The sequence below is a fragment of the Pseudomonas abyssi genome, from assembly GCF_002307495.1.
Classification (GTDB): domain Bacteria; phylum Pseudomonadota; class Gammaproteobacteria; order Pseudomonadales; family Pseudomonadaceae; genus Halopseudomonas; species Halopseudomonas abyssi.
In genome coordinates this window covers 33,572-51,343 of the sequence record NZ_NTMR01000031.1, presented here as the reverse complement: position 1 = coordinate 51,343, position 17,772 = coordinate 33,572, and the positions used below count along the sequence as shown (strand labels likewise).

Below are 17,772 nucleotides of genomic sequence, written 5' to 3'. Positions count from 1 at the left end.
GACACCATGCCGCTACCAGGCGGAATTGAGGAGGTGTGTTGCCCGGACGGTTACAAAAAAAGGCCGTAAGCGTCCGGTGAACACACCTTTTGAACTCCAGCTTTGCGGTAAACACGCGGCTGCATTCATGAGCCTGATCCAGTCAGCTCGCATGAATGGCCATGATCCGTATGCCTACCTGAAGGACGTGCTAACGCGGTTGCCGACGCAGAAGGCTAGCGAGATCGAGCAACTGCTGCCGCATCAGTGGATTCCGGGCTGATCGACGCAAGGTGTATTCCCCGTACGCTTACGATGCGCTACGTGGCGACTACTGCTGGCATCCCCGGTGAGATGGTTCAAGACCTGCTGCTGTAAAGCTTGCAGTACCGATTCGGCCAGTCAGAGCGAGTGCCTCATCCGCTGGAATGGCTGACGGACAATGGCTGTTGCTACACTGCCAAAGAAACGCGAGCCTTCGCGTCCTCTCTGGGCTTTGTCGTGTGCACCACACCGGTGAGAAGCCCTCAGAGCAACGGCATGGCTGAGGCCTTCGTGAAGACGTTTAAGCGCGACTATGTGTACTTGAACGATCTCCCTGATGCCGCCACGGTGATGGCTAGGTTGCCGGAATGGGTCGAAGACTATAACCGCAGCCACCCGCACAAGGGGCTGAAAATGAAATCGCCCTGGGAGTACAGGGCGGAACTGGCATCAAACGAATGAGGTGGTGTCCGGTTTAGCGGGGGCAACTACACACAAGCCTTCCAACGATAAAAGCTTCAGCTGGCAGCTCGGCATGCTGGAGCAGAAACATCCACGTTCTCGACTTCTCACACCCATTCCTCACACAGCTTCTCAGCCTGCACCAGCACCAGCTGTGCTGCCTCTTCCTGCTTGTCCGGCGGATATTTGTATTTGCGAAGAATGCGCTTAACCATCAGACGCAGCTTTGCCCGGACGCTGTCTCGGTTGTTCCAATCCACCGTGACATTTTTGCGTAAACCATCGGTCAGCTCATGGGCAATCTTGGCAAGGATCTCATCGCCCAGCTCGCGGACGGAAGCCTCGTTATTGGCCAACGCATCGTAGAAAGCCAGCTCATCATCGTTAAGACCCAGGGTCTCGCCGCGTTTGCTAGCGGCGGCGAATTTCTTCGCCATGTCGATGAGTTCTTCAATGACTTGAGCCGTTTCAATGGAACGGTTCTGATAGCGGGCAATGACATTGCTCAGCAGCTCGGAGAATTTCTTTTCTTGAGCGACGTTGGTGGAGAATCGACTTTTGATCTCCCCTTCCAGCAGGCGCTCAAGTAGTTCTACCGCGAGGTTCTTCTCGGGGAGGCTGCGCACTTCAGCAAGGAAGTCGTCATCGAGCAAACCGATGTTCGGCTTATCAAGGCCAACAGCCGCAAACACGTCCACCACATCACCCGTCACAACCGCATTGCCGATGATCTGGCGGATTGCCAACTCACGCTCTTCGTCGGTCTTTTTCTTCGCGCTGATATCTCGCTTGGTGAGCAGAACTTTGATTGCCTGGAAGAACGCAACCTCCTCCCGCTCAGCTTTCGCCTCATCAAGCGTGCAGCACAGGCTAAACGCCTTACTCATCGCCAGTGCGTTGTCAGCAAAGCGCTTCTTGCCATCCTCAAGGCCAAGGATATGGTTCGCCGCACCAGCCAACAGCTTGTGGCCGCCATTCAGATAGTCGCTGTAATCAAAGCCGTGCAGCATGCCACGCAAGATATCCATCTTCTCGGCCAGCAGCGAATAGGCTTCATGAGCGTCGACAGTAGGCCGCCCGCGCCCCTTGCTTGCGGTGTACTCCTTCAGCGCCGACTTGAGTTCATTGGCGATGCCAATGTAGTCGACCACCAGTCCGCCCTGCTTATCCTTGAACACCCGATTGACGCGCGCAATCGCCTGCATCAGGTTGTGCCCCTTCATCGGCTTGTCGACGTAGAGCGTGTGCACACAGGGTGCATCGAAGCCGGTCAGCCACATGTCACGGACGATCACGATCTGCAGCGGATCTTTCGGGTCTTTGAAGCGTTTCTCCAGCCGTTTCTTCACCTGCCCAGAGTAGATATGCGGCCGGAGCAACGCTTTATCAGATGCGCTGCCAGTCATCACTACTTTGATGGCGCCCTTCTCCGGGTCCTCGTCATGCCAATCAGGACGCAGCGCGATGATTTCGTTGTAGAGGTGCACACAGATCTCACGACTCATGGTGACGACCATGGCCTTGCCCTGCTGCGCTTGATTGCGTTCCTCGAAATGCTGAATCAGATCTGCCGCAATACTCTTGATGCGTGGCTCTGCACCCACCACCTTTTCCAGTGCGGCCCAACGCGACTTGAGCCGTGACTGCTGATCCTCTTCTTCATCCTCAGCCAGCTCATCGACCTGATCGTCAATGTGCGGCATATCACTGTCTTTCAGCGCCAGCTTGGCCAAGCGGGACTCATAGTAGATAGCGACCGTTGCACCATCTTCCTTTGCCTGCTGCATGTCGTAGACGTGAATGTAGTCGCCAAACACCGCGCGCGTATCACGGTCCTCACTGGAAACCGGCGTGCCGGTGAACGCCACGAAGGTGGCATTCGGCAGTGCATCACGCAGGTGCTGTGCATAGCCCACCTGATACCGAGCCTGCCCTTCGGCCACCTTCAACGTATCGACCTTGAGCTCAGCATTGAAGCCGTACTGCGTGCGATGTGCCTCGTCGGCAATGACGACGATGTTGGAACGGGTAGACAGCACCGGGAAGCTGTCTTCATCCTCCCCGGGCATGAACTTTTGAATGGTCGCGAACACTATCCCGCCACTCGGGCGATTGGACAGCTTTTCCCGCAGGTCTCCGCGGGTGGCAACCTGAACCGGCTGCTCGCGCAACAGGTCCTGCGACAGGGAGAACACCCCAAACAGCTGACCATCCAGATCATTACGATCGGTGATCACGACGATGGTGGGGTTCTCCATCTGGCTCGCCTGCATCACCCGTGCAGCAAAACAGGTCATAGTGATGCTCTTACCTGAGCCCTGGGTGTGCCACACCACCCCGCCCTTGTGCGAACCGCCCGGGCGCGACGCATCCACTACCTGATTGATGGCAGCGCGCACCGCATGAAACTGGTGATAGCCGGCGATCTTCTTCACCAACCTGCCGTCATCCTCGAACAACACGAAGTAGCGCAGGTAATCGAGCAACATCTCCGGCGCCAGCACACCGCGCATCAACGTTTCCAGCTCGCTGAACTGCCCAAGCGGGTCGAGACTCACACCATCAATGGTGCGCCAACGGGCGAAGCGCTCGATATCGGCCGACAGCGAGCCCATTCGGGCTTCGCTACCATCGGAGATAATCAGGATCTCGTTGTATTGGAATAAGTCCGGAATCTGCTCTTTGTAGGTCTGGATCTGGTCGAACGCTTTGACCAGATCCGCATTCACATCCGCCGGGTTCTTCAGCTCGACCAGTACCAGAGGCAAGCCATTGACGAACAGAATGATATCCGGTCGGCGGGTATGCTTGAGGCCCTGGATACTGAACTGATTGACCGCAAGCCACTCGTTGGCCTTCACATCCGCCCAGTCGATCAGACGCACGAAATCGCCACGCGTCTCGCCGTCTTTCTGATATTGGACCGGCACGCCACTGACCACCAGACGATGAAACAGGCGATTGGCAGACAGCTGAACAGGTACACCCAACTCCAGCACCTGACGCACCGCTTCCTCACGAGCGGCGAGCGGCACAGCGGGGTTCAGCCGCGCAACCGCTGCACGGAGCCGCATGGCAAGCACCACGTCACGGTAGCTCTCGCGCTCCGGGTTATCGCCATCATGGGCAATATCCGGCCCATAGAGGTGCTGATAGCCCAACTCACCCAGCCAGCCGAGTGCTTCCTGCTCCAGTTGATCTTCGGTCATTCCTTTATCCCGGTATTACTGCCTGGTCGAGCGGAGCAGTACCCATTGCCGCCCTCATGCAGTCTGTGAACTGCATCTCATCATCGATCAGTAACCTATCAGCGTCTAAATCAAAAGGTAAAGCCCAAAGCCGCAAATCCGGGCTGTAATCAAAGGGTGGCAGCGGCTGGTCGAATTGTCGGGTTCTCGGGTAGATCAGCGCCAGCTCGCCCTTGCCATCCAGGTATTTGTGACCATAGGCGAACAACTGATAAAAATCCGCTTCACGCAGTGCTTCTTTCTTTTTCTCAGCCCCCTGCGCGGCGCGTTTCCACTTTGCATCCAAGACCCAACGCCTACCATCGTTATCAACAAGGAAGTCGGGCTTCAACTTAAACACCGGTTTTGAACCTTGTTTGCACAAAGACTCACCGCCCCCTTTGCCCTGCGTAATCAGCTCGGCACCTGGCACTAGGCAGTTCCTCAGCCAGCCCTCTACATAGCGTTCAAACAGCTTCTCCATCGGGAACAGCATGCTCATTCCGCGCCACTCACCGCTCACCGCCAGCGGCATCTGCTGATTGAGGATCAGCTCGCACCAGGGCTTTATTGCCTGGTAGTGCGCCATCAGGCGGTCGGTGCTCCAAGCCCGGAAGTCCAAGTCGATCTGACGGCTTGCGGGCAAATCGCTGAGCATCGCGCGCAGCTCAGCGGCTAGCCGCCAGTTGTTAGCATCCCTGGTACTCTTCGCCACCTGCTCCAAAGCTGATTTGAGCAGACGGTTCTCAGCGCGGTTCGGTTGAAATACATCATGGCGAATTTGGAAGTAGTGCTGCTTTCCGGGGCGCTGACGCATCTGTGCAACCACGTTGAGCTGGCCACGCAAAAAGCGCTGTTCCTCCTCGACACGTTGATAGTCGAACCGCACACCCCGTTTCACCAACAGGTCGAGCTCCGCCAAAAACTGCGCCATTACCCATTCGCTGAGCGGCGCCTCAAACAGCTCTAACCCTGCCACCGATGCCTCACGGGCTTTCAGATCCAGAGCTCGCTGAATAAGCTTACGCAGCAACTGCCGTCCTTTTTGCAGGCAATCACCCTCTTCGTGGTGCTTGGGTACGATTTCCAGGCGCGTGCCACAGGGGGTCTCCAGCACGCCCACGTAGGAGTCCCACTTCAGCGAGCGACGCCCCTGCACCTGTAGCAGTTTCGCGCCATTGCTGTTAAAGCGAGCACTCAGCTCACAAAGCCAGTCGAACGCGCTTTCCGATACCTGTGCATAATCAAGATCATCGGGCGCTACCGGTGCAGTGGTCAGACACGCGTATTCACGCACGACGACAGATGCGCTCACGCATCCGCCTCCTCTGGTTCATCCGTTGAGGCCTCACCCTTGTAATTAGCAGCAATGATGCCGGCATAGGCAGAAGCACGCTTAAAAGCCTCGTCGTTGATACGCCAGACACCACCTTGCACAGGCACGTTGGCGACGCCAAACAACTCAGCGACATCCTGCTCGACTTGGCCCACAAAACGGTCTAAATCAGGCTTGCGATGATCGTTCAACACCCAACAAATGCGCTGCCAGTCTTCGAAGAAGTACTCCTGCAGCAGAGGCAGTATCTGATTGCGGAAGATCAGCTCCAGCCGCGCCAGCTTCTGCTCCTCTGTCAGACCGTCTTCTTTCAACGGCATGAAGTACGCATGCCCCAGGCAATGATCGCGATCCAGAAGTACTTCGATGCGCTGATTCATCACTTTCAGCAGTTTACGAACACTGACGCCGGCCACTTGAACACCATCCAGCGGCTTAAGCTTGGGTGGCATTTCCTTGAACGCAAAGCGACGGCGCAAGGCGATGTCCAGCCCGGCCAAGGAGCGGTCGGCGGTGTTCATGGTGCCGATGATGTAAAGGTTATCCGGCACGCTGAATCGCGTCTGGGAGTACGGCAAAACAATAGAGAGCGCCTCGGCTCTCCCCGCTCGCTTGCTCTCTTCGATCAACGTGATAAGCTCACCGAAGATGCGAGAAACGCTACCTCGGTTGATTTCGTCAATGATCAGCACCCGAGCATCATTCTCTGCCCTACCCTCCGGAACGCCGGCGCCCAGCAGCTGCTCCAGCTTCTCCTTATTGAGCGTTGGCGCGCGCAATTCGTATAAGGTCATCTGGCTGAACTGCCCATTCAGCAGTTCCGAGTGAGGCAGAGAAGGTTGGTAATGTCGCAGCCACTTCACCGCCCGCAGTTGCGAATAACCATCGTCAAACTCGTTATGCGGCTTGAACTCGTAGTTGCCTGTCACCTCTCCGATAGCCCGGAACTTAAAGTTGCCATCCGACACGACAATCAGGTCACCGACTTTCATCTTGGCCACAAAGGCTGTCACGCTAGTGATGCCGTAATCGGTCACTGGGTTGTCTGGCAACACATTGTTATCCGCAAAGCGCGCCTGAACCTGCTGCCGGTTAGCGCAGCCCGCAAAGTTGATTCCGCCACCATAGCCGAGCAGAACGTACCCACCGTCGATACACTCTTGGAAAATGCTGGCGTCATCGCCCAGCGTATTACCCAGCGACATTTTCCAAACACGTCGCGCACCGACTCCAGCAGGCGCATCAGCCTGTTGAGTTACCTTGGACGCAGCAGCCTCACAGAGTGACTTAAACACCCCATCCACCACGTCATAACGCAACTGGCCAGTTGTCTCATCCGTGCGAGCGCGCAGACCTTCCACAAAGTCCTCATAGCTGAAGCTCTGATGAAAGGTCACAAAGCGGATACGCTCCTTGTCAACAAGCTCATCGAACGCCTCTTTCAAGCGTTTGCGCGAGTCGGGGTCGTCACCACTGTTCTGCTCCCAAAACTGCGGCGCCAGAATCTTCAGCGCTTCGTTGATGGTGTTGTAGGTCTTGCCGGTGCCGGGCGGGCCGAACAGGATCTGGTTGAGTGGCGGTAGTCCTGTACTGCCGCCGTTGTGCGCAGTGCTCTCCCCTGCATCATTGCTCTGCGATTCATTGTTTTCATAGTCGCGTGGCATACGCCCTTCTCCTTCCAATGGCAGCGCTTCCAAAGACACCGCGTTAATCACAGCATCCAGCCACGCGTTGATCTGGGGCTGATCCACCTGCACTCTTGAGTTGATCTGCTCTTCTATGCCCTGGCTTTGCAGCAACGCCAAATGGTTCTTCAAATCACGCGCATCACAGGTAAACCCGTCTTTACTCCAGCGGATGCGGAACGCGACCTTGCCACTCTTCTCCGCCCTGGCCTTGCTCCCCACGCGCACGTCGGTAGGGTCAAGGTTCACTGTGTAGTGGTCTGCTGTTGGAAAGCGCTGGCGCAGTGTACTAATGAGCGTCCAGAACCAGGCTTTATCCTCTTCGCTTCCCTTCCGAAGCAATTCAGTTACTCGCCTGTCCGGGTATCCCTCAATGGCGCCTGACTGAGCGCTACCATCTTCGCTGTCATCCAATTCAGGAACAGGAAAGTCCTCTGGCCGCCGTGAGTTGCCTTTCATCGCGTCAACAAAAGGCTGACCGAGCGCGCCTTCCAGCGTGCTTAACCAGTCGTCTACGGCCGCCCTGTCAGCAAGTTTGTCCTGTTTTGACACAATCAAGTCCGTTCTACCCGCAGCCTCAAGCGCCTTGCGAAGAGGCGTTTTTCGCTTAGGGCCCAGCCGAACCCTGTCAGGAAAAACAGCTAAACCAAGAGCCACGTGACTCGCTTTGCTACCTGATTTACAGCCAAAGCCGAGTCCAGTGTATTTTCTCGACCGTAGAGAAACTGGATAAATATCCACATCAGGATAACGGGCAACAATCGCCTCAAGCACCATTTGAACCCAGCGCCTGATATCTTCCTCGCCTTCACGTGCGGAGCAGACTTTGTCTAAATATTCGTTAGTCAACATAAGGTGTTTCGCTTTTTACTGTGTCCGGCAAGCGCAGTTGGCCGGAGATCAGGCGGGGTAAAAGGGTGTCGCGGAGTTGGGTGAGGGATTGGGCTTGGCGCTCATTGGCTACCAATCGCTCAAACAGAGGATCAATAACGGACTGGAATGCCTCAATTACCTCAGAAGCTGGGGCCAACACCGGTATTGGCCTAAAAGCTTTCTTGCTGATTTCCATAAAAGTTGAGCCATTTGCGCGGCCCTTGATCACGTCCAGATTCTCACGGCACCAGAAAAGCAGATATAGCGGAGGTAGCCTTCCGCCCGGAGGCATCGCGATATAGCCCTGATTTATAGCCAGCGGTATTTGAGTGATAGCCAGATAGCCAATGGGGGCTCGGGAAGACATCAGCAGCGTGCCGCTTGGCAGCAAGCCAGAACTCACCTTCGCCAAACCACGAAGGGACAATTTCCGCTCAGTCGATAGCAAGACCGGCGTTCCAAGGCTCGACAAATCCTTGGGGGACGACCAGCAGAACTCCCCTGGCTGCCAGAAGTCTTCGTTTCTCGTGTCCGGCGTACCACCACCAACGCAATCAACAGCATCACCAATTGGCAAAACTTGCCACCCCTTCGGCACCAAGCCCAGTTCGGACTCTTCGAAGCTATCGGGGAACAGAGCGGCGGTGGTGGCGTCCATGGCCGCTTTCGGCATCCTGCCTTCAGCGGCACTCATACTTCCCTGTATAGCGCCTTCCGGCTGGCGACCTTCGGTCTTGGCGCGCACGGGGGCAAAATCGACGAACCAGGATTTGAACAGCGCCTGGGCGATGGCTTCCAGGGTGGCGTTGGTTTCGCGTAGCAGGGTGATGCGGTCGTCGAGCATACGCAACACACCCGCAACTTCCTTTTGCAACGCAAGAGGAAATGCGGGAATTTTCAATTCTCCAATTTCTTGAAGATTAAAGTTCGGCTGCGCGGATTGTGCGGCTGAGCGTAATACCCAAGCACGACAGGCGGGAGACTGCAGTGCATAGTGAATAAAGTAAGGATCAGCTTTCGACTCATCAAGCGTAACGATACCAACTGCCTGATTTGTATTCGCAGGCAAATGCTCTGGCAAAACAACGGCAGACTTACCAAGATAAACGCCTGCCATAGAGAACAAGACATTACCAGCACGAAGCTTTGAGCGAGAGAGTTTGTCGTGGGTCTCCGCATCTATGAATGCAAATTTAGATGCATCAATTGAGCCATCAGAAGTGATGGACTCAGATTTGATGTAGTTGACTCCTTGCGTAACAAAGCCCTCCCCTTTTGTAGGCGTAGTTCCCTTCGTGATACGGACACTTAAGTCCCGAAGCGGAACAAAACCATACTCAGAACTCATACCCCAGCCCCCCCAGCTTCTGCCGGATCATCAGGTCGAGTTCCGAGCCCTTCTTCATTTGCTCACCCAACTGCTTGGTCAGCCGCTGCATCTTCTCGGTAAAAGCTTCGTCGTCGTCTTCCACCTCTTCGGCACCGACATAACGACCGGGAGTGAGTACATGGCCATGCTCGGCGATTTCTGCGAGGGTGACGCTGCGGCAGAAGCCGGGGATGTCCTCGTAGGCTGCTACTGGATTCCCGCCTTCGCGGGAATGACGGGAGGTGGAGTCCGGCGCATCGAGGGTTTCGCCGCGCCAGGCGGCGACGGTTTGGGCGATGCGCTCAATATCGGCATCGGTCAGCTCAATCTGCACGCGGCTGACGCTGGTGCCGAGCTTGCGGGCATCGATAAACAGCACCTGCTCGCTGCGGTCGACGCCGCCGGGGCTTTGGCTGTGGCGTTTGTCCTTAGCGAGGAACCACAGGCAGGCGGGAATCTGGGTGTTGAAAAACAGCTGGCCGGGCAAGGCGACCATCACTTCCACCACATCGGCCTCGACCATGGCTTTGCGGATGTCACCTTCGCTGTTCTGGCTGGAGCTCATAGAGCCGTTGGCCAACACGATACCGGCGCGGCCATTGGGCTTGAGGTGGTAGAGCATGTGTTGCAGCCAGGCGTAGTTGGCGTTGCCCTGCGGCGGGGTGCCATAGACCCAGCGCGGGTCCCCTTCCAGGCTGCCGTGCCACCAGTCACTGATATTGAACGGCGGGTTGGCCAATACAAAGTCGGCACGCAGGTCAGCGTGCTGATTGCGGATAAAGGTATCCGCCGGCTCCTTGCCCAGATTGAAGTCGATACCACGAATGGCCAGGTTCATCGCCGCCAGGCGCCAGGTTGTGGGGTTGGACTCCTGGCCGTAGATGGACACATCGCCCAGCTTGCCGCCGTGAGCCTCGATGAACTTCTCGGACTGCACAAACATGCCGCCCGAGCCGCAGCAAGGGTCGTAGACCTTGCCGTGGTGAGGGTTGAGCACCGCCACCAGGGTTTTCACGATGCTGGCCGGCGTATAGAACTGCCCGCCCTTTTTTCCCTCGGCACTGGCGAACTGGCCGAGGAAGTATTCGTACACCTGTCCCAGCAGATCGCGCGCCTTGCCGGTGTCGTCACCAAAGCCGATGGTCGAGACCAGATCCACTAACTCGCCCAGCTTGCCGTCCGGCAGTTGGGCGCGGGCGTAACGCTTGTCGAGAATGTTCTTCAGGCGCGGGTTTTCTGCCTCAATGGCCGCCAGCGCATCATCAATGCGCTTGCCGATGTCCGCCTGCTTGGCAGCTGAGCGGATCGACTCCCAGCGTGCCACTTCCGGCACCCAGAACACGTTGACCTCGCGGTAATAATCGCGGTCTTCCAGCTCGGCGGCCAGCAACTCGGGGTCGTCATCACCCAGATAGTAGTCATCGCTTTCATCGGTCAGCTTGCGCTCCAACTCGGCGCGGCGGCTGGCGAAGCTGTCGGAAATGTACTTGAGGAAGATCAGCCCAAGCACGATGTGCTTGTACTCAGCAGCGTCCATATTGGCGCGCAGCTTATCGGCGGTGGCCCAAAGGGTCTTCTTCAGGTCATCCATGCTGCTTACTGCGGCTTTCTCAGTGCTGCGTGCCGGTTTCTTTACTGCAGCTGGCTTTGCCGCCACAGCGCTGCCTTCGGCCTCACTGCGCTTGACCGAACCACCACGCCCTCGCCCCTTCTGCAGCACGCCCTGCGCAATCAACGCATCACGCGCCTCGACAAAAGCAGCCTGAGACAGATCAGGAAAGGCAGCACTCAACTGCTCGAACAACGACTGGTTGCCAATGCTGGAACCATCGACCGGCACCAAAGCCAACAGCGACTGCGACAGGCGGGCCTGATCATGCATAACAAAACTCCTGCAAGCCACGCTACGGCGGCCTTGAAACAACGCGGATTACCGGAGGCAAGCAGGGAGGAGCGAAGCAGGTAGCATCGAGCGGTCCATCCCTGATGACCTGCGGCGAAGTGTGATGGCCATCACTTTAGCCAGCGACAGTCACGGGGTAAAGCGGTTGTTGTCTCCCGCGGTGTTTTTGCCGGAGACGCTGAAACAGAGTCGGTCATCCATGACCAAGGGGTTCCATCCCTGCCCACTCCAAGCGGGCACAGTTGGATGATATGTCGCGTTAGCTGACAGACCAATAATGGTCATGCATACAGGTCAAGTTTTCAGGCAGGTCTGACGTAATTCGCCTAAGCAGACAGGGCACTAGTTACCTTATTCCGTCTGTGTGCCGGAGTAACCCAGCACACACGCAACAATTCTTTCTTCCCAAGTTTGCCGCAGGGCGATGCCCGAGATCCGCTCGATGATAGTCGAAGCCGGCAACGCCTCAGCGAGTAGCGCCTTGCGAATGTCACGCAAGCGGACAATCTGTGAGCGTCGAGCAACCTTGTTCAGATAGCCAAACCATGTAGGCCGCACGAGATCCAACCAGGCGTCTGCCAGCTGCGCCCAATCGGGGCAGCCTTCTATGTGGTTATGCTTGAGCGTCTGTAACAAACGCTGAATAGCATCAGCCTGACCAGTGCTTTCAATCCACCCCTTGCGGCTTGCCCAGACCGAAATAACATCCTGCATCTGATCCAGTGCACGCTGTTTACGTTGCGGCAGCAACAGCCGCTCCTGCTCAGACAACCTTACGAGGAAGCGCTCAAGTTGCCGCCCAGCACCATGACTGAGCGGGAGGTCCTTCTGCCCCTGCCCCAAGCGTTGCCGCAGCTGTTCGACAATATCCGGCAAATGCACCAACGGCTTAGGCTGCTGATCAACGATCAACACCCAGCGAGGCGCCCTTTTGGCCTCTCCGGCCAGACAAACAAATAGCCACGGTTGATCGGACTTCACCAGACTGACACGGGACAAGACCGCCAGAGTTTCTTCTCTAACCATGGCGTAGTCCTCTGCCGTCAGCATCGCTCGATCCCCTTCGAGCAGCCCTCGCACCGCTGCGAATGCATCCTCAACACCGTCCCAGGGAATAGATGCGCGCTCCTCAAGCTCCTGCTGCTGTTGCTCTGGTGTTATCAGCCGCTCTGGTCCTGAGTTGGCCAGCAGGGCATCGGGCAGTTGCAAGTTACCGCCAAGCGAAGACTCAACATCCTCTACGCGCGCAATAAACCGCTCATCTGCCTTGAGAGCAAAGGTATCGGCGTCCCTGGGCCACCAGCATTCGATGCTGTCATGGGGGCTATCCATACGGTCTATGCGACCGACCCGCTGCTCGGCGTAACGCACCACGCTGGGCATATCCAGATGCACCATTGCCGAGGCGCGCTGCAGGTTAACGCCCTCAGACAAGGCATCGCTGCACAGCGCGATCACCCGCCCCTTCCCACGCTCAGGATCGAGTCGCGCCTGCAGCGCCTGGTTCTGCCGTTTCTTGCCCCCTACCCCAAGCAAAACCTCGACACGGTTGTCGCCATGCGGCCGCGCTATAAGGTACTGAAGATAACGTAACGTCAAAGGAAAATGATCGAAGGCAATGACTTGCTCGTGCTGCCGAGCCAGGCCAAGTAAAAGCTGGCATTTACGTTGCTCCCTGCCGTCGCTCATGCGCTCCAAGCGCATCAGGATATAGGTGTAACGACCTACCTCCGCTTCGCACTCCCGGCGATGCTCCTCCGGGTCTGATAACCATGTAGGCAAGTCGATGCCCAGACGATTCTCAGGAACACGCCCCTGCAGAGCAGTAATACGCTCCCGCATATTGCCGGTGGCATCATCGCCCTCCACTGCAAGATCATGCTGCAGATGCAACCGTTGCAATGCCTCGCGCTCACCAAGAATATGCCGGAACAAGGCCAGTCGAGATGAACGCAAACTGGCCATAACATGATGACAGGCAAGCCCCTTGGCGGATTTTAGCCGCATTTGCAGGTACGCCTCAGCACTCATTCCGGATCGAGCATGGCTCTCGGGCAGATACAAAGCTTTTTCAAAATGCGTTATGCCCACCAATGACCGGGCAATTGCCAGGATCTCTCCGGCAAGCTTGATGTCATGAGCACTTTCGTTCAGTTCGTAGACCTGCGAATGATGCTCCGGATATCGGCAAACTCGGCCGGTAGGCAAGCGGTATGCGTCCGGTTCAAGATCGACCATGCTATTGAGCTGCTTCTTGGTGCGGCGCACCATGAATCGGGCAAGCGCACTCTTAAGCGTCGCGAGATCCTCTGGTGCCGCGTCTCTCAACCCGCCTTTCAGACGCGTCAGTCGTTCCAGGCTGGCTAGCACCTGATCATCGAAGTTGTCTGCACCAAGAATGTCGATCATACGCAGCAGGTCGCTGGCGGATCGATTGAACGGGGTTGCTGTAAACAGCACGACCTGATCTGCCAGGTTATGAACCAATTGACGAGAGCGGTTAGACGTCTGGCTCAGGAAATTGTGCGCCTCATCAACCGCCAGGGTTTGTGACCGCACCATCAGGTCGGAGATGACGCTCTCGTCCCCTGCTCTGGAGTGACTCAATGCGCCATGAGAGCGAATATTGATCTGGAGGAAGCAACGCAGGCTTTCGCGCTCCCAGCTGGCCAATACCAAGGGCGGGCACACCATCGCAATCAGGCCTTTATGCCCACGGGATGCTGACCAGATCCGATCATAAACGGCACGCAGTAGATGCACGCCCATTCGGGTCTTGCCCGAGCCAGTCGCATCCGCGATCAACACGCCTCCCACCGTCTCGATGAGATACAGTGCCTGACCGATACCCTTGCGCTGGGAAGGCCAGAGCGCGACATCTGAGGAATGTCCAAGAGACTCCAGATAGCTGGCAGCCCAGTTCCCCTCAAGCAGCTCGGCACAGGCCCGAGCGAGTGCTTCACGCCAGGTTACACAGCGCAGCAGATTTTCCAGTAGCACCAGTAAAGCGCCCTTAGCATCGGTACCGTGCTCCCACAGAAACTCAGCGTATTGCCATATCTCTCGGTAACGCCGCGGCTCGTCTTTGGGGGTAAAACGGGCGTTGGCCTCATGCTGAGAGTGCAGACCCGGTGCAGTGAAGTTGCTGGAACCCAGGGTAACAGCCACTTGCGTACAGTAGATTTTAGCATGCACACGAGGCCCCGGCCCCGGATAGCGGACTGAAACGAGCCCATTCCGAAGCAACTCAATGCAATGAATCAGTTGTCCGCTCAAGCGCAGAGAGATCCCTCTGCTGAGCCAATAAGAACGTACTTCCTGCTCAAAACTCCTATTGTGCAGGGAAAAATCCTGTGAGCTGCTTGAGGAGGGTTCCGAGCCCAGCAACAGTCTGAGCTGACCTGCAGCGTCCCCTCGTTGACTTACCAAGCGTATGAGCTGGTCGAGCCCGCTGTAGCCGGTTACAACTAGTGCATCGCCATCAGCCAAAAGGTCTGGCATCAGGGTGCGATGAACCTGACGGCCTCCGTGATTAAGCGGCATACGCCCTGGGGGCGGCAACTCAGCATCGCCGGATGGCGACTGATCAAACAGCGATCCCTGCATACTTGTACTCCGTAAGACACCCTCCCCGGCCACACTCCCTTGCGCTCTGCGTAACGCCTTACCCTGAGTATGTGTACCAGATCGACCTGGTGGCATGACGCAGCCGAGGCCCGCGCTCTGACACTATCAAAGCAACTTGCGTCGATAACGCTGCGCAGGACTCCGCGGCGACGCGGGGTCAGTCATTTCGATCAAGCCGGCGGCAAGCGCCGGCTTCAAATACGATTTGCCGAAGCTGTGACGATGAGAGAGATTCAAAAGCTCCATCAATTCACTCGCTTTCAGTGCAACACCTGGCTGCAGCACCGCCATCAACCGTTCTACTTGGTCGCTTACTTGGTCGCTTACTTGGTCGCCAGCTACCGTTTCAAGCAACGCTTCGCGTAGAGCACCCAGCATGAACAGCACAAACGGGGAGGCTTCGGATACCTTGTCAGCTTCGGCAAGTGCTGCGTAATACTCACCTTGATGTGTCTGAATGACCGTCTCCACCGGCAGATAAGCCAGCAATGGCTGCCAGCGACTCAGGATGAGCGTCTGCCAGAGTCGCCCCATGCGCCCATTACCGTCCGCAAAGGGATGGATAAATTCAAACTCGTAATTAAACACGCAACTCGCTATCAGGGCCGGTAGCTCGGTAGCAGCGAGCCAGGCAAGTAAGTCCTGCATCAGCAAAGCAACCCGGCTGGGCGGTGGCGCCATGTGCAGCAGTTTCTCGCCGCGATAAATACCTACACCGCCCGCTCGATAGCACCCTGCATCGTCCAGCAACCCATGCATGAGCAGGCGATGTGCTGTCAGCAGGTGCTCCACCGAGTCGGGTTGCCAACCGGCCATAGCATCGTAAGCCGCAAACGCATTACGTACCTCCTGAATCTCCGCCGGCAACCCGAGCACTCGCCTGCCATCAAGCACCGCAGTCACCTGCTCAACGCTCAAGGTATTGTTTTCGATGGCAAGAGAGGCCTGAATGGTTCGAATCCGATTGCCGCGTCGAAGCTGCGGGGTAAGGCGGCTCTGCTCCTGTGCGCTCAAACGCCCAACCAGCTCGCTGATCTCGGCCACTAGAGCGAGCATGCGGGGAGTCAGCGTTAACGGAGGTTGGTAATCTGGCACGTATCACATCCCAATAGTCAAAAAGAGCCGTTTCACCGCGGCTGCGCACTGCGTCGCCTGCAGTAAATACTATCCGCTACATTCTGGATAGCTAACGCAGCCAGCTCAAGCGTTCAATACGTGCAAGTCAAAGCGACCTCAATCCGCGGGCTTGCAACCCTTGGACATCGGCGTTTTAGCCACATCGCCGCTACCCGTGTGCACAAGACTGACACGCATGCCGGCCTGAAGCTTGGCCGCGTAGGATTCATAGCTACGATCCAGCTCGAACTGCGGCTCCATGAACTGATTCACACCGTCACGGAGCGTCAAATAGGGACGCCCAAGAAAGTTGGTGTTAATCGAGTCGACGACACCCGTAACTTGAAACCGCTTGCCCTTGAACTGCTGATCCGCCGCAACGGTATTGCGGTCATAGGCCTGTGCCAACTGGCTCGCAGTTACCTGCAACAGCGGTTGGTCCACCGGAGCCGGACGGGATGCTGCAGGTGCAGCTGTGCTTGTACCAGACCGAACAACAGAACGGCTATGTAGTGGCATAGTGAATCTGGCCACCTGACTTTGAGTGTATGATCACTCACATAGAAAGTCAGATGCAGACGATGAGGAAGATTAAAAGATACAGCCCGGAATTCCGCTTGGAAGCCGCCCAGCTTGTGGTAGACCAGGGTTACACCCTGAAGGCAGCCTGTGAGGCAATGGGTGTCGGTAAATCCACGATGGAGTACTGGGTGCGCCGACTCCGAGCGGAGCGATCCGGCAAGGCTCCACAGAAAGGTGAGGCGCTGACCCCGGAGCAGCGTGAGATTCAGGAACTGAAGCGCAAGCTGCGGCGGGTGGAGGAAGAGAAGGAGATATTAAAAAAGGCTACCGCTCTCTTGATGTCGGACTCCCTGAGCAATTCTCGATAATCGAGCGACTTGAAGAGAGCCATGCGGTGCACCATCTGTGTCAGGTGTTTGGGGTGCATCGCAGTAGCTACCGGGCCTGGCGGTGGTCATCGATTTGTTCTCTCGTGAACCGGTAGGCTGGGCAATGTCTTTATCGCCCAATACGGAGCTGGTAAAAAAGGCTTTGACGATTGCCTACGAATCACGCGGAGAGCCGTCGGAAGTCATGTTTCATTCGGATCAGGGCTGCCAGTACACCAGCCTGGGTTTCCGACAGTTGCTCTGGCGGTACCAGATGAAACAGAGCCTCAGTCGCCGGGGAAATTGTTGGGATAACGCCCCAACAGAGCGCTTCTTCAGGAGCCTGAAAACAGAATCGGTTATTACAGCGCCCTTCGCCCGCATAAGCATAATGAAGGACTGCCGCCGAATGTGGCTGAGCAGGCCTACTGGAAAGCTCAAAAGACGGTGGCCTAAAACACTTGACCACTACAGTACACACCCTGTTTCCCTAGGGTCGACAAGCCCCCCTTGATTCACTAATTCAGCTTGATTTTACAGCTGTAAAATCAAGCTGAATCAAAGGTTTTGACGGCAAAAAGTCGCCTTATCCAGTAATCATCGCAATGGTTTCAGGGTGTGCAAGCTTCCGGAGACCATCCCCCAACAGGACATAGTTGGTATTCAACGTGCGAAACACGAATCCATCCGTGAACGCATGCAGCGGTGTAGTCCGCACAAAATCCCCAACGTCCCATCGTCGCGATGAGTCGTACACAACCGTGTGGGCAAAAAGGATAACTGGCTGCAGCTGCAGTTGGGCTAGGTAGTCATGCTGGCTTTCCGGCCCATCCAGGTCTATCCATATCCAATCGCGAACCAAGCAGAAGGGAGCACCGCTTGAGGTTGCATGGGCGTACTCAAGCGCTTCATTGTTGGTCATCGTGCTCCCAACCATCGGCTCGCCCGGACCGTGCAAAAGTGCCGAAATTCTTTCAACTAATTCCAAGTTCATTCTCCGCAAATCAGGTTGGTATTCCCGCGATGCTAGACTGCGTAGAG

10 protein-coding genes and 2 pseudogenes are annotated in these 17,772 nt (G+C 56.5%); 3 read left to right on the top strand and 9 right to left on the bottom strand.

Annotation, left to right across the window (positions count from 1 at the left end; all coding sequences use genetic code 11):
* Window positions 1-262, top strand: a 262-nt coding sequence (locus CNQ84_RS20860; protein WP_245841526.1) for a transposase domain-containing protein, incomplete at its 5' end; no start/stop codon positions are given.
* 11 nt (window positions 263-273) lie between these two features.
* Window positions 274-705 (top strand): annotated as a pseudogene (locus CNQ84_RS18900) (integrase core domain-containing protein); the annotation flags it as partial.
* 107 nt (window positions 706-812) lie between these two features.
* Here CNQ84_RS18900 and CNQ84_RS18895 read toward each other — a convergent pair.
* The 8 genes from CNQ84_RS18895 to CNQ84_RS18860 form a co-directional block, all read right to left on the bottom strand.
* Window positions 813-3,914 carry a type I restriction endonuclease subunit R gene (locus CNQ84_RS18895; protein WP_096006338.1) on the bottom strand — a complete coding sequence of 1,034 codons (3,102 nt, stop codon included), beginning with the start codon at window positions 3,912-3,914 and terminating at the stop codon, window positions 813-815.
* A 4-nt stretch (window positions 3,915-3,918) separates the two neighbouring features.
* Complete coding sequence (locus CNQ84_RS18890; RefSeq protein ID WP_096006337.1) at window positions 3,919-5,247, bottom strand: McrC family protein; 1,329 nt, start codon at window positions 5,245-5,247, stop codon at window positions 3,919-3,921.
* Complete coding sequence (locus tag CNQ84_RS18885; RefSeq protein WP_245841523.1) at window positions 5,244-7,805, bottom strand: AAA family ATPase; 2,562 nt, start codon at window positions 7,803-7,805, stop codon at window positions 5,244-5,246. Before CNQ84_RS18885 ends, CNQ84_RS18890 begins: the two co-directional genes overlap by 4 nt.
* Window positions 7,795-9,174, bottom strand: coding sequence for a restriction endonuclease subunit S (locus CNQ84_RS18880; protein WP_096006335.1), 1,380 nt, complete (start codon window positions 9,172-9,174; stop codon window positions 7,795-7,797). Before CNQ84_RS18880 ends, CNQ84_RS18885 begins: the two co-directional genes overlap by 11 nt.
* Window positions 9,164-11,077 carry a class I SAM-dependent DNA methyltransferase gene (locus CNQ84_RS18875; RefSeq protein WP_096006334.1) on the bottom strand — a complete coding sequence of 638 codons (1,914 nt, stop codon included), beginning with the start codon at window positions 11,075-11,077 and terminating at the stop codon, window positions 9,164-9,166. The genes CNQ84_RS18880 and CNQ84_RS18875 overlap by 11 nt, the downstream gene beginning before the upstream one ends.
* Window positions 11,078-11,449: 372 nt before the next feature.
* The gene (locus tag CNQ84_RS18870) at window positions 11,450-14,704 is read right to left on the bottom strand and encodes an SNF2-related protein (protein WP_245841520.1); all 3,255 of its coding nucleotides are present in this window, start codon (window positions 14,702-14,704) and stop codon (window positions 11,450-11,452) included.
* 126 nt (window positions 14,705-14,830) lie between these two features.
* Window positions 14,831-15,820, bottom strand: coding sequence for a Fic family protein (locus CNQ84_RS18865; RefSeq protein ID WP_096006333.1), 990 nt, complete (start codon window positions 15,818-15,820; stop codon window positions 14,831-14,833).
* Between the two features lie 138 nt (window positions 15,821-15,958).
* Entirely contained in the window at window positions 15,959-16,360 is a 402-nt protein-coding gene (locus CNQ84_RS18860) for an OB-fold protein (protein WP_096006332.1), read from the bottom strand.
* Between the two features lie 62 nt (window positions 16,361-16,422).
* Between CNQ84_RS18860 and CNQ84_RS18855 the strand changes: the two are divergent.
* Window positions 16,423-17,187, top strand: a pseudogene (locus CNQ84_RS18855) (DDE-type integrase/transposase/recombinase).
* A 130-nt stretch (window positions 17,188-17,317) separates the two neighbouring features.
* Here the strand turns inward: CNQ84_RS18855 and CNQ84_RS18850 are convergent.
* Complete coding sequence (locus CNQ84_RS18850; protein ID WP_229744500.1) at window positions 17,318-17,719, bottom strand: DUF6957 family protein; 402 nt, start codon at window positions 17,717-17,719, stop codon at window positions 17,318-17,320.
* Between the last annotated feature and the right edge of the window lie 53 nt (window positions 17,720-17,772).

Bases quoted from the DNA above. Each gene is read 5' to 3' on its own strand.
- CNQ84_RS18880 (WP_096006335.1), bottom strand. From the start codon at position 9,174: ATGAGTTCTGAGTATGGTTTTGTTCCGCTTCGGGACTTAAGTGTCCGT.
- CNQ84_RS18860 (WP_096006332.1), bottom strand. From the start codon at position 16,360: ATGCCACTACATAGCCGTTCTGTTGTTCGGTCTGGTACAAGCACAGCT.
- CNQ84_RS18895 (WP_096006338.1), bottom strand. From the start codon at position 3,914: ATGACCGAAGATCAACTGGAGCAGGAAGCACTCGGCTGGCTGGGTGAG.
- CNQ84_RS18885 (WP_245841523.1), bottom strand. From the start codon at position 7,805: ATGTTGACTAACGAATATTTAGACAAAGTCTGCTCCGCACGTGAAGGC.
- CNQ84_RS18875 (WP_096006334.1), bottom strand. From the start codon at position 11,077: ATGCATGATCAGGCCCGCCTGTCGCAGTCGCTGTTGGCTTTGGTGCCG.
- CNQ84_RS18870 (WP_245841520.1), bottom strand. From the start codon at position 14,704: ATGCAGGGATCGCTGTTTGATCAGTCGCCATCCGGCGATGCTGAGTTG.